The organism is Cryobacterium sp. AP27, assembly GCF_056680495.1.
Map to the genome: position 1 here is coordinate 1,654,241 of NZ_CM155285.1, position 11,865 is coordinate 1,666,105.

Genomic DNA, 11,865 nt, shown 5'->3' on the forward strand with positions numbered 1-11,865 from the left:
TTTGATCACGGGCTGCGCTGGCCGCCCAGATCACCAATCCTGTCGAGGTCGTCGAGGCTGTGCTGCAGCTGCGTGCGCGTGCCGGCATCCGTGGTCAGGACGATGGCCCTGGCGTAGGCGGAGCGGGCGCGCTCAACCTGACCGGCCTGGGCCAGCAGGTAGGCCCGAGTCGCCCAGGCCGGCTGAAAGTCGTCGGCCCCCTCGATCTGTTCGAGCGTGCGCAGGCCGGCCTCGGCACCATCCACGTCGCTGATCGCCACACTGAGGGCAACGCGTGCTCCAAGGGTGGGCGCAAGCTGCACCAGCGCCTGATGCAGTGTTTTCAGCGCGACGCGGTCGGTGCCGTGGGATCTCGTCCGTTCGCTGAACACCGATTGAATGGCCGCTTCCAACTGGAACCGTCCGATGGATTCAAGCCGGTGGGCGCGACGGAGCAACGCCTCGCCCTGGGCCAGCAGCGCGGTATCCCACAGGGTGGGATCCTGGTGATCGATGGGGATCGGTTCCCCGGTCGCGGAGAAGCGGGCGGGCGCCCTGGCCAGGGAGAAGGAGAGCAGCGCAGCCAGCCCGAGCGCCTCGGCGTTCCGCGGCAAGAGGGCAGCGAGGGTCGTGGCGAGGTAGAGCGCTTCTCCGGTGAGCGAGTCGACCTCGCGGGAACTGGCCGTCTGCCAGTCGATGGAATAGGCGCCATACACGGCTTCGAGCACAGCTGGGAGCCGGGCGGGAAGGTCAGCGCGGTGGGCAACCGAGAATGGGATTCGAGCATCGCGGATGCGCCGTTTAGCGCGGACCAGACGCTGCGCCAGGGTGGCCGGAGGCAGGTGGAACACGGCGGCGATGTGGGCGGTGTCGATGCCGAGCACGGTTTGCAGCATGAGCGGCGTACGGATGCCCGGATCGATCGCCGGGTGCGCGCAGACAAAAAGCAGTTCCAGACGCTTGTCGCCGATCCGGTCGACGTCGATGTCGTTCAGCCCGCCGGCGAACGCTTCGGTGTAGCGTTCGCTGTCACCGAGGGGGGTCTGGCGACGGACAGCAGCGGATTTCCACAGGTCGCGCAGGCGATTGCGTGCGACGGTCACCAGCCAGCCCTCCGGATTGTCGGGGATGCCCGCACGTGGCCACGTTGTCAGGGCGCGCTCGAACGCGTCGGCGAGGGCGTCCTCAGCTGCGGGTATGTCGCCCGTGGGCGCAGCGAGCACGGCGAGCAGGCGCCCGTAGGCGGCGCGGGCCACCTCCTCGGCCCGCGCCCGGGAGTCAGCTTTCGCGTCAGTGCTCAGACCTGCGTCGCTTCGCTGACCTGGCTGTGCCACGCGCCATCGTGAAAGATGATCGCTGAGGGTCGAATCTCGACGGCGCCATACTGAGCGCCCGGGCATTTCTCGGCCCAGCTGATGGCCGCGTCCAGGTCGGGGACCTGGACGACGAACGTGCCGTTGAGGCGTTCCTTGGTGTCAGCGAACGGTCCGTCCTGCACTCGGAGCGCACCGTCCCGCACCGAGATGGTGGTCGCGACGGCGACCGGCTGCAGGATGTCGGCGGAGACGAGCACGCCCGCGGCGTCGAGCGTTTTCGCGTAGGCGTCGAACGCCCGGCGGCCCCATTCCATGGCCTCGTCGCTGAGCTCGGCGTCGCCGGCTTCCAGGCTCATAACGAGCAGTGAGTACTGCATGGTGGATTCCCTTCTGCTTGATTGATAGTGACACTGACATGACGATCGAGACAGGTCGGAATCGACACCCATGCTCACAAACCTGGGAGTTCTTTCGAAATTGTTCGGGCAGCACGAAGCCGCTGCGGCAAGTAAAGTTCTCGGACGGCCACTGGCGCAGCAGAGACCGCACCGCACCGCACCGCACGAACATGGCTACGACCCGATCATGGCCGCCGCAGAGCACCCAGCCGGCGCGTGCCCAGCCGGCGTCGGGCGCGACTGGCTAGGCTCCCGGGCATGGAACTTCCCGCGGCCCGCGTGCCGGTTCTGCTCGTGCACGGCATCCGTGCCTCGGCCACAATGTGGCGTTTTCAGGAGCAGAAGCTGCGGGCGGCCGGGTATCCGGTGCTTGCGATCGACCTTCCCGGCCACGGACAGCGCATCGGCGAACCGTTCACGGTGTCGGCCGCCCTGGCCGCCATCGATGACGGCGTGGCCGTCCTCGGCGGACGAGTCCTGTTGGTGGGGCTCTCGCTCGGCGGCTACTACGCCGTCGCCTACGCCGCCGAGCATCCCGATCGGGTGGCTGGACTGGTCGCTGCGGGGTGCAGCGCCGTTCCCCGGGGAATGTTGCTTGAAGGGTACCGACTGCTGGCCCGCGCTATTCATCGCCTGCCCGATCGCGGGTTGTGGCTGCACGAGACCATGGCGCGTCGGCTGCTGCCCGCAGCCGGGGCACGCGATGTCCTGGCCGGCGGCGCCGCGCTCGACGTGATGGACTCCGGCCTGGGGGCAACGTCGACGCTGACTCCGCTGGCCAGCCTGGCCGTCTACCCCGGACCAATCTGGCTGGTCAACGGCGCGCTTGATCACTTTCGACTGAATGAGCGGCGTTTTCTTGCCGCCTGCCAGAACGGACGGGTCGTTGTGGTGCCGGGGGCTACCCATCTCTCCAGCCTGGCCCAGCCGGAGCGCTTCACAGCGATTCTGCTGCAAATTGCGGAGCAGGTGAGCGGCCGGCCATCGACCGGAACAACTTCGCCGCTCTAACCGCCCGTCTACCACCTGTGTGCCGATCGGTTGCAGCTCTTCCCGTCGCATGAGTACAGTCCGGGAGTGGATGTTCAGGTTTCGACCGGTTTGGCGTGCTCGGGCGGTTTTCGTCTGGGAGCCCGGTTAACTCGGCCCGATCATTCGGCGGACGGGCTCATTCCGTCGTGGTCGCTGCCGGGAACGGTGGTGCCCGCGCGGCGCGGCGCGTCGATAGACGCGTTGATGCCGGCGATGAGGCTCGTCGCGTCGATCGCCCCGGTCCAGCGCTGTCCGTCGATGAAGAACGTGGGACTGCCCTGGGCCCCGGAAGCCTCGGCACTGGCGAGGTCATCGCGGATCCGCGCCGCGGTGGCTGGTGCGCCGATGGCCTCGTCGAAGAGCTTTTCGTCCAGGCCCAGCGCCCCAACGCGGTCAATCAGATCGTCGTAGGAGAGGTGGTCCTGGTCGGCGAACAGAGCGTCATGCATCTCCCAGAACTTGCCCTGGGCGCCCGCAGCCTCGGCGGCCTGAGCGGCAAGGAGCGCTCGGGGGTGAGCGTCGACCAACGGCAGGTGGCGGAAGCCATAGCGCAGCCGGGACCCGTAGTGGGCTCGCACTTCGTCGATCGACCCGGTCGCCCGGGCGCAGAAAGGGCATTTTCGAAGTCGGCGAACTCCATGAGCGTGGCCTCCGGCTCCCCGAGTGCGTCGAGCGGGCCGTCGAGAACATGAACGTGGTCACGGTCGGGGTCGACCGGGGGCACGAGCGTGGTCGGCGCGGAGTTCGCGGCCGACCCGAAGCGGCGGCCCAGCGCGAAGAGGGACCAACCCACGACCGCCGCGACCAGCGAGGCGGTCAGCACCCCGATGCGCGCCCGGTCGGCGAGCACCTCGTCGTCGCGCAGGGCCAGGTCGACGATGAGCAGCGAGATGGTGAAGCCGATCCCCGACAGCGCCGCACCCCCGGCGATCTGCCACCGGTCCAGCCCGGGTGCCACGTCCCCCAAACGCAGCCACACCGCGGCCACCGAGGATCCCCAGGAGCTTGCCGCCGACCAGCCCTGCCACGACACCCCAGGTGACCGGTGAGGTCACGGCGCTGGCCAGCACATCTGGCCACGCCGGCGATGGTGGGGTGAACGCCCGAGGCCACGGTGGCGACCCACACCGCGGTGCCCAGGACGAAGTACATCGGTCCGCGCCCGGTTTCCGCGATCATTGGCTGACGGGAGCGGGCAACCGCTCATGGCGACCGGCCGGGTTTGGGGATCGGGTCAATTACTGGTATCGTTGGCCGTTGACTTGCGTGTTGGGTCCCACCCCACACGATTTTCGCCGTAGCAGCGCCCTCTATCGCTCAGCGGCAGTCCGTACTAGAACCTAACGAAAGCGTATATAAACGTGGCAAATATCAAGTCGCAGATCAAGCGAATCGGCACCAACAAGAAGGCTCAGGAGCGCAACAAGTCGGTCAAGAGCGAGTTCAAGTCGGCCATCCGCGCGACTCGTACCGCAGTTGCCGCCGGCGACAAGGACAAGGCTGTCGCCAGCTTGGTCGTTGCTTCCAAGAAGCTCGACAAGGCCGTCAGCAAGGGTGTCATCCACTCGAACCAGGCAGCAAACAAGAAGTCGGCAATCGCGAAGGCTGTTTCAGCACTCGTCTAATCGACTCATACACGAACGGCCCTCGCTTCACGGCGGGGGCCATTCGTGTGTCCGCTCCGTTTCCGACCATGGTGCGCCCCGTTTGGGTCCTCCGGGCGCGGGAGCATGGGCGTTAGAATATCGCCGTGATGAGCGCTGAGCACCCCCCGACCGCCACGATCCCACCCGAACCGAGACTGCGCCACGGCACGCTGTTGGCCGTTCTCGCGGCGGGCGGGGCCATGGCGCTGACCGTGAGTCTGCTGTTCCTGTCGGCGACGGACGGTTCGGTACCCGTCTGGTCCGCCCTCGGCCTGGTGGGCGTCGCTCTGCTGCTCGGCACCGTCGTGTTGGGGCTGTCCGCCGGGCTCGGCCACGTGCGCACGACGCGACTGGACCGGGTGGCGGGTCTCACCGGCGTCCTGGCGGTACTCGCGGTGGTGGGGATGCTCGCGGTGAGGCTGTTCCTGCCGGCGGCAGATCAGAGCGTGACGGTGCAGTTCTCCGACCCGACGGGCCGGATCGTTCTCGAGTACTGTCCCACACTGCCGAGTTCATTCGCGGGGCTGGCACGAAGCGCGGACATCTCGGGGACGGCGGCGACCATTCCGGTTCGGGTGACCGCCGACGTCTGCGGCAATCCGGAGTTCAGCGACGGCGTCTGGCTCTACCTCACGCGCACCGGTGTCACGCTGGGCGTGGCCGGGCGGTAGAACGACTCAGGCGCTTCCGCGGCGGGCGACGACGCCGATGAGACGTTCGAGCACGAACACAGGGTCACGGCCGGCGCCCTTCACGCCGGCATCCGTCTCGGCCAGCACCTCGATGCAGCGCGCCAGTCCCTCATCCGTCCAGCCGCGCAGGTCCCGCTGCGCCCGCTCCACCTGCCAGGGCGCCAGTCCCAGCGTGGATGCGAGCTGAGACGATGAGCCGCGCGCTCCGTAGACCTTGGCCATCGTGCGAATTTTGCTCGCGAAGGCCGCCACTATGGGCACAGGATCGGCGCCGGAGGAGAGGGCGTGCCGCAGGGTGAGGAGCGCTTCGCCGTTGCGCCCGGCGATGGCGGCATCCGCTACCTTGAACGCGTTCGTTTCGACGCGTCCGCCGTAGTAACGGTCCACCGTGGTTTCGGTGATTTCGGAGGTGGCGTCCGAGATGAGTTGTTGGCACGCGGCCGACAGCTCTGCGAGGTCATCCGAGAAGGCGGCGACGAGCGCTCGGAGCGCGCTTGCGGTGACGCGTTTTCCGGACGCCCGAAACTCCGCCGAAGCGAACTCGTACTTCTCGGTGTCTTTCTTGAGCTCGGCACAGACGACTTCGATGCCGCCGCCGGCACCGCCGCGAATGGTGTCGAGCAGCTTCTTGCCTCGCACTCCCCCGCCGTGGCGCAGCACCACGTAGGTGTCGTCGGCCGGGTTGCTCAGATAGTCGAGGGCCTCGGCGAGGAAGGTGTCCGAACATTTTTCGACGGCGCTGACCCGAATGAGGCGAGGCTCCCCGAACAGTGACGGGCTCGCGAGGGTGAGCAGTTCGCCCGGCGCATAGCTGTCCGCCTGCACGTCGGTGATTTCGAGGCTCGGGTCCTCCAATTTCAAGAAGTCCCGGAGCTGGCGGGTGGCCCGCTCGGCGAGGAAGGTCTCTGTTCCGGAGACGAGCACGATGGGGGCCGGGCGAATCTGGTGCCACGACACTTGCGGGATCGTGGTCCCCTTGGCTGTCGTCCGCGCCTGTGGTGCGGCCCGGCGAGCTCCCTGCGCTTTGGCGACCATACGGTTCCCTTCGGTTGCGGCTTCAAGCTTAACCCGCGTCGGCGCGCGCCGCCCCGGCCACCCCCACTTCGCGCCAAGGTCTGGCTTTCTCCGTTCAGCGGCCCCCGCGCGCGCCGTTCTCCTGATATGAATACACGAAGCCCCCCGAAGTCCCATGCGCGGTTCCTGATTCACCGACGCGCAGTCGTAGCACCGAACCGGAGTTGTTGTGCCCAAGCCGTCCACGTCCCGCGAGACCTCCGGCGGGATGCTGGCAACGGTCGGCACCACCGCGGTCGCCAAGATCGTGGTGGTGGGTTTGTCCGGGCTGCTGGGCATATTCACCAGCCGGCTGATCATCGCGCATTTCGGAACCGACGCGTACGCGCAGTACGGCCTGCTGACCACGTTCCCGGCACTGCTCCCTTTTGCCGATCTCGGGATCGCCGCCATCGTGATCAACGCGGTAGCCGGATCCAACAATGTGCGCACCGACGAGTACGTGCGGCGCGTCATCGTGACGGCCTTTCGCATTCTCATCGTGTCGGGAACGCTCATTGTCGTGGGGGCCCTGGCGATCCACCTGCTGGGATGGTGGCCGCTCCTGCTCGGCGACGGACTGCTGCCCGACGGGGGCAGCGTCGCCGCCTTCGCCTGCCTCGCGATCTTCGGGCTGGTCCTTCCGCTCACCGTGGGCCAGCGCATCCTTGTCGGCCTCCGGAAGACGAGCGCGCAGGTCGCCAGTCAGGCGGTGATCGCCCCGTTCATGTTGCTCTGCATCGGCATCCTCATCGCCGTGTCGGCGCCGGCCGGAACCTACATCGCCGTGCTGTCTTACGTGGCGAGCGGCATCGTCTCGGTCATCTGCCTCGTCATCGCCGCCCGGGCCCTGGCACCCCAGTTGCGGCTGGCCGTTCGCGATATCCCTCGGGTGCGTCGGGTGCGCAGTGTTCCGGCCCTCGGCCTGGCCTGGCCCGTGCTCGTGCAGATGCTCGCCCTGCCCCTGGCCATGCAGACCGGCCGGCTGCTGCTGAGCCACCTCTCCACGAGCTACGAGCTCGCCAAGTACAACCTTGCGTCCCAGCTGTTCGGAATCGTTCTGCAGACCATTGCGGCGGCCGGCATCGCCCTGTGGCCGATCTACGCCCGCGCACGATCAACGGCGACCGTGCAGTCGCCGCTCATTCCGACGCTCTGGTTTCTGCTCGGAGGGCTCACCCTGGGCGGTTTGCTGGCCCTGGTTTCCCCCTGGGTGGCCGACTTTGTCTCGAGCGGGCAGATCGAGCTTGATCCCCTGCTGCTGGTGATGTTCGTCGTTTTCGTCGGGCTGCAGGCTGCCAAGTACCCGTTCGGCATGTACATGACGGATCGGCGCGGGCTGGTTTTCCAGGTCGTCCCGGTCATTGCCATGGTCCCGATCAGCCTCGGCCTCTCCTGGTGGCTCGTGCCCCTTCTCGGTGCCGCCGGAGCGGTGGCCGGGGCGTCCGCCGCGGTACTCATCTGCCAGATTTTCCCGAACCTCTGGTACGTGCAACGCGACCTCGGCCGGCGCCGCGCGGAGCCGGCCGCGGATTCGTCCCCCGTCGCGGCCGCGACCCCGGACTCCCCGCTGTGAACGCCATCGAGGTCTGCTACCCGATGGAGCGCAACCTCCCGCGGTGGATCGAACGCTTCGAGGCCGATGAAGTCCCTGGCCGGTGGCCGTACGGGCTGCATGAGCTGGCGCCGACGGGCCTGTCGGTCACCGCTGCATCCGTGCCACATCCCGGCCGGGCGCAGTCGGCCCTCGCGCGGCTGATCCCGGCGGCGGCGCGGGCCCGGCTGCCGCGGTTCGCTCCCATCGGCACGGGCCTGGCGTGGGACGAGAACGTTGCGGTGCGGATGAGCGCGCTGCGACCCCGGCGCGACATGTATTCCGGGGCGATCTGGGTAACCGACCGGGTCGCGCGCTCGGGCGCGTCCGGCGCGGATGCGCGCCTGCGATCGGTGCTGCGCGGAATGCGCGGAATTTTCGTGAACAGCCGCGCGCAGGTGGAGCCGCTGCGTGATTTCCTCGGTTCGGACGGCCCGCCGGTCGATTTCATTCCTTTCGGCGTTGACGAGACATTCTGGCGCGCCCGACCCTACCCCGAGGCGCCGTTGATCGTCAGCGTGGGCGGCGACCGGGACCGGGATGCGGCCGTGCTGTACGAGGCGCTCAGCCTCGTGCGCGCGAGCCTGCCCCGGGTGGAGATCGTGGTGCAAAGCGCCTCGTCCGTACCGCCGCCGCCCGGAGTGAGCAGGGTCGAGCATTTCAGCCACGTGGAGCTGCAGGCGCTGTACGCACGGGCCAGCGTCGTCGCGGTTGCGACGAAACCGAACCTGCATGCGTCCGGGCTGACCGTCAGTCTGGAGTCGATGGCGACGGGTCGCCCGGTGGTCATCAACGACGCACCGGGCCTGCGTGACTATGTCATTGACGGGGAAACCGGATGGCTGACCCCCATGGGTGATCCCCGGGCGATGAGCGAACGCATTCTCGCCGCGCTCGCCGACCCCGTCGAGGCCGCCGCGCTCGGGCGGCGCGCCCGGGCCTCGGTCGAGGAACGGTTCACGACCAAACATTTGGCGCGCGGACTGACCGACTTCATGGGTCTCGGCCATACGCCCGACACGTCACTATTCCGGGAGCTTGGCCGCTGAGTCCGCCCGTTCGCTCCAGACCAGCAGCGACCCGTCTTCGTCGGCCGACACGACGATCATCCCCTGCCGGTCGGTGCGCTCGACGCGCGTGCCCACCTCGGCCAGCAGATCCAGCAGCCGCCCGGTCGGGTGGCCGTAGGTGTTCCGGGCGCCGACGGACACGAGACCGACGCGGGCGTTCAGCGCGGCGTACAGGTCTGCGCTCTGATCGGCTGAGCCGTGGTGCGCGACCTTGACCACATCGACCTCGGCGGGCGCACCGGAGCGCAGCACGGCGTTCTGCGCGTCCTCGCCGAGGTCGCCGAGGAAGACCGATCGGATGCCGCTCCCGGCGAACTCGATCGTGACGCTCCCGGGGTTGCCGGTCTGCATGCGGCTGGATCCTCGGATGGGCCACAACACCCGCCAGTCGAGAGCGCCGAGCGTGCCGTGATCGCCCTGGGCGGTCTGCAGCACGGTGGCGCCGCCGAGCGCCAGTTGCTCGTGCAGCGCGGCATCCTGCGCGTTTTCCGGCACGCCGACGAGGACGGTATCCACCCGGCCGATGACGGCGCTGAGGCCGCCGACGTGGTCGAGGTCGTAGTGCGTCAACACGAGCATGCTGATGCGGGAGACACCCAGCGTGGACAGGCAGCCGTCGAGCAGGCCGGGGTCGGGGCCCACGTCGACGAGCGCGTAGCGATCCTCGTCGCGCACGACGACGGCGTCCCCCTGCCCGATGTCGCAGGCGGCGATCTGCCAGCGGGCCGGGAAGCGCACGGCGCGGCCGATCCCGGACCCGAGAAGCGAGCCCGCATACGCGCCGCCGCACGTGAGCAGCACCGCGAGGGCGGCGGCCGTCCAGCGACGTGACCGTGGTTCCCGTCGCCGCAGAATCAGTTCGAGGGCGAGCACGGTGAGAAGCGCGAGCGTCAGCGCCCCCGGGACCCCTGCCAGCCACGGGAGGCGGTTTCCGGGGAACGTTGCGGTCGCCGTGGCCACCGCGGCGATCCACGCCGCGGGAAGCCACGCGACGTGCACCAGGGCGACGGCGACGCCGGGAAACAGCGGATGCACCAGGCAGCCGAGCAGTCCGATCACCGTGGCGACCGGGGCGGCCGGCCCGGCGAGCAGGTTCGCGGGCACCCCATACAGGGCGAGGGTGGGGGTCAGCAGCAGCAGCACCGGCTGGCAGGCGAGTTGGGCGGCCAAAGGAATGGAGATGACGATGGCCAGGCCAGAGGGCATCCATCGCGCCAGCACCCGGGACAACGGACCGGCCAGTACGAGCAAACCGGCGGTGGCGAGAACGGACAGGGCAAAACCATAGTTGCGGGCCAGCCACGGGTCCAGAAGCAGGAGCAGGATCGCCGACAGGGCCAGGGTCGGGACTCCGCGGCCCGGGCGCCCCACCCCGATCGAGATCAGGGTCACGGTCGCCATCACCGCGGAGCGCAGCACGCTCGGCTCCGGCGTCACGAGCACGACGAAACCGAGGAGGGCAGCGAGGGAGAGCACAATTCGCGTGCCCCGCCGCAGTCGACGGCCGAGGAGCATGATCGCGGCGATCACGACGGCACAGTTCGCGCCGGATACCGCCGTGAGATGGCTGAGCGAACTTGCCTTCATGGCGTCGTCGAGTGCAGGACTCACCGAGGTGGTGTCCCCGATCGCCAGTCCGGGGAGCAGGTCGCCGCCGTCTCCGGGAAGCGCCGCGGCGTCCCTGGCGAATCCGGAGCGCAGCTCGCCGGCCCACCGCAGAACCCACCCGGGGGCGTCGATCAGGTGCGGTCGTTCGTCGGCGTAGAACAGTGCCGCCGTGGACTCTCCCGGCTCCGTGAGCCGCAGGGTGCCCACGAGTCGCACGGTCTCGCCGATGCGTGGCGTGCCCTCGCCCGCTTCGACCGTTTTCGGCGCCGGCGCGTACACGAGAAGCGGAACCTTGGCATCCGACAGCGCGGAATGGTCCGCACCGGACCCGTACGCGCTCGACAGGCTGGTCATCGTCGCTCGAAACCGCACGCGACCGCCCATGCCGGCGCCGATGCCGCCGGTGACCGACACCGGAAGCGACCACACCGTGGCCGTGATGCCGACGGCCCGATGCGACTCGGCGGCGTGGCGCACCTCGCCGGGCAACCGAACGGGCGCGGACACCACGACCACGGCGGCCATCAGCCCCGCCGCGGCCCCGCACACCATCAGTGTGCCCCACAGTTGCCCGGTTCCGGCCCGCCGTCGCGCGGAACGCGCCGTCCGGATCAGCAAGCCCAGGCAGGCGATCGCGAAGACCCAGCATGCCGCACCCACCATCACCGCCGCCGCGGGGAAGGTCACGAGGATTCCCGCGCTCAGCCAGCACACCGTCGCGGGGATGACCAAGCGCAGATCGAGGCTCATGTCGTGACCTGGTCTTTAAGTGCCTCAAAGGTCTTCTCGCCGACGCCGGTCACATTGCGCAGGTCCTCAACGCTGGTGAAGCGACCGTTGGCGGCGCGGTAGTCGATGATGCGCTGGGCCATCACGGGCCCGACATGCGGCAGCGTCTCGAGGTCGCTCAGCGAGCCGGTGTTGATGTTGACCATGGCACCCGGCACGCCGGGTGCGCCGACACCTCCGGCGGCCGCCGCATTCGGCGGAGACTCCCCCACCTGCGGAACGTAGAGTTGCTCGCCGTCGACGAGCACGCGCGCGAGGTTCACCCCGGCCGAATCCGCTGTCTCCAGCAGTCCCCCGGCATGCGCGACGGCATCCATCACCCGGGATCCGGCGGGCAGATCGAACACCCCGGGAGTACGCACCGCACCAAGCACGTGCACGAACAACGTGGGTGCCGCCGAGGCCGTCGCTTCCGGGGCCTGAGAAAAGGTCCCCGCGGCCGCAGCCGCGTCCTCCCCGGTTCCGACGCGGTCACCCGCAGGCTGGGCCAGGGCGGAGACCAGCACCGCGGTCACAAGCGCGGCGATCAGCAGCACGATGGCCGCGCCGACGCCCAATCGCAGGCGAGCACGCTCCGGGGTTCGAGCGTGGGCGCTCAGCCGCGCGAGGTCGTCACGGGGTTCACTCGTCATTCCCGCAAACTAGGCCGAACGTACCGTGTGCGTGGCCGGCCGCGGACAACGGTGCA

11 protein-coding genes and 2 pseudogenes are annotated in these 11,865 nt (G+C 68.8%); 5 read left to right on the forward strand and 8 right to left on the reverse strand.

Features of this window, described 5'->3' with window-relative positions; genetic code table 11:
- Positions 1-5: 5 nt before the first annotated feature.
- Together AC1MB9_RS07875 and AC1MB9_RS07880 are read right to left on the reverse strand one after the other, a co-directional pair.
- Positions 6-1,313, reverse strand: a complete 1,308-nt coding sequence (locus tag AC1MB9_RS07875) for an RNA polymerase sigma factor (protein ID WP_479964454.1) — start codon at positions 1,311-1,313, stop codon at positions 6-8.
- Complete coding sequence (locus tag AC1MB9_RS07880) at positions 1,277-1,672, reverse strand: YciI family protein (RefSeq protein ID WP_479964455.1); 396 nt, start codon at positions 1,670-1,672, stop codon at positions 1,277-1,279. Before AC1MB9_RS07880 ends, AC1MB9_RS07875 begins: the two co-directional genes overlap by 37 nt.
- Before the next feature lie 279 nt (positions 1,673-1,951).
- Between AC1MB9_RS07880 and AC1MB9_RS07885 the strand changes: the two genes are divergently transcribed.
- Positions 1,952-2,704 carry an alpha/beta fold hydrolase gene (locus AC1MB9_RS07885; RefSeq protein WP_479964456.1) on the forward strand — a complete coding sequence of 251 codons (753 nt, stop codon included), beginning with the start codon at positions 1,952-1,954 and terminating at the stop codon, positions 2,702-2,704.
- Between the two features lie 140 nt (positions 2,705-2,844).
- Here the strand turns inward: AC1MB9_RS07885 and AC1MB9_RS07890 are convergent, their stop codons facing one another.
- The 3 genes and pseudogenes from AC1MB9_RS07890 to AC1MB9_RS07900 form a co-directional block, all read right to left on the reverse strand.
- Positions 2,845-3,303: a DsbA family protein gene (locus AC1MB9_RS07890; RefSeq protein WP_479964457.1), complete on the reverse strand. Its 459-nt coding sequence runs from the start codon at positions 3,301-3,303 to the stop codon at positions 2,845-2,847.
- Positions 3,304-3,518: 215 nt separating this feature from the next.
- Positions 3,519-3,758: pseudogene (locus tag AC1MB9_RS07895) on the reverse strand (Na+/H+ antiporter NhaA); the annotation flags it as partial.
- Between the two features lie 53 nt (positions 3,759-3,811).
- A pseudogene (locus tag AC1MB9_RS07900) lies at positions 3,812-3,904 on the reverse strand (hypothetical protein); the annotation flags it as partial.
- Positions 3,905-4,086: 182 nt separating this feature from the next.
- On the opposite strand from AC1MB9_RS07900, the gene rpsT reads away from it, so the two are divergent.
- Both rpsT and AC1MB9_RS07910 read left to right on the forward strand, forming a co-directional pair.
- Positions 4,087-4,350 carry a 30S ribosomal protein S20 gene (gene rpsT / locus AC1MB9_RS07905; RefSeq protein WP_479964458.1) on the forward strand — a complete coding sequence of 88 codons (264 nt, stop codon included), beginning with the start codon at positions 4,087-4,089 and terminating at the stop codon, positions 4,348-4,350.
- A 125-nt stretch (positions 4,351-4,475) separates the two neighbouring features.
- Entirely contained in the window at positions 4,476-5,042 is a 567-nt protein-coding gene (locus AC1MB9_RS07910) for a hypothetical protein (protein WP_479964459.1), read from the forward strand.
- Between the two features lie 6 nt (positions 5,043-5,048).
- On the opposite strand, the gene holA is transcribed toward AC1MB9_RS07910, so the two are convergent.
- Entirely contained in the window at positions 5,049-6,098 is a 1,050-nt protein-coding gene (gene holA / locus AC1MB9_RS07915) for a DNA polymerase III subunit delta (RefSeq protein ID WP_479964460.1), read from the reverse strand.
- A 208-nt stretch (positions 6,099-6,306) separates the two neighbouring features.
- Here holA and AC1MB9_RS07920 point away from each other — a divergent pair, with 208 nt between their 5' ends.
- The gene (locus AC1MB9_RS07920; RefSeq protein ID WP_479964461.1) at positions 6,307-7,692 is read left to right on the forward strand and encodes an MATE family efflux transporter; all 1,386 of its coding nucleotides are present in this window, start codon (positions 6,307-6,309) and stop codon (positions 7,690-7,692) included.
- Positions 7,689-8,759 carry a glycosyltransferase family 4 protein gene (locus tag AC1MB9_RS07925; RefSeq protein WP_479964462.1) on the forward strand — a complete coding sequence of 357 codons (1,071 nt, stop codon included), beginning with the start codon at positions 7,689-7,691 and terminating at the stop codon, positions 8,757-8,759. Before AC1MB9_RS07920 ends, AC1MB9_RS07925 begins: the two co-directional genes overlap by 4 nt.
- On the opposite strand, the gene AC1MB9_RS07930 is transcribed toward AC1MB9_RS07925, so the two are convergent.
- Together AC1MB9_RS07930 and AC1MB9_RS07935 are read right to left on the reverse strand one after the other, a co-directional pair.
- Positions 8,736-11,138, reverse strand: coding sequence for a ComEC/Rec2 family competence protein (locus AC1MB9_RS07930; protein ID WP_479964463.1), 2,403 nt, complete (start codon positions 11,136-11,138; stop codon positions 8,736-8,738). The two genes, AC1MB9_RS07925 and AC1MB9_RS07930, sit on opposite strands and share 24 nt — an antisense overlap.
- Entirely contained in the window at positions 11,135-11,809 is a 675-nt protein-coding gene (locus AC1MB9_RS07935) for a helix-hairpin-helix domain-containing protein (protein WP_479964464.1), read from the reverse strand. Before AC1MB9_RS07935 ends, AC1MB9_RS07930 begins: the two co-directional genes overlap by 4 nt.
- Positions 11,810-11,865: the final 56 nt, after the last annotated feature.

Coding starts and splice junctions, on each gene's coding strand:
- AC1MB9_RS07935 (WP_479964464.1), bottom strand. CDS start 11,809: ATGACGAGTGAACCCCGTGACGACCTCGCGCGGCTGAGCGCCCACGCT.
- holA (WP_479964460.1), bottom strand. CDS start 6,098: ATGGTCGCCAAAGCGCAGGGAGCTCGCCGGGCCGCACCACAGGCGCGG.
- AC1MB9_RS07880 (WP_479964455.1), bottom strand. CDS start 1,672: ATGCAGTACTCACTGCTCGTTATGAGCCTGGAAGCCGGCGACGCCGAG.
- AC1MB9_RS07885 (WP_479964456.1), top strand. CDS start 1,952: ATGGAACTTCCCGCGGCCCGCGTGCCGGTTCTGCTCGTGCACGGCATC.
- AC1MB9_RS07930 (WP_479964463.1), bottom strand. CDS start 11,138: ATGAGCCTCGATCTGCGCTTGGTCATCCCCGCGACGGTGTGCTGGCTG.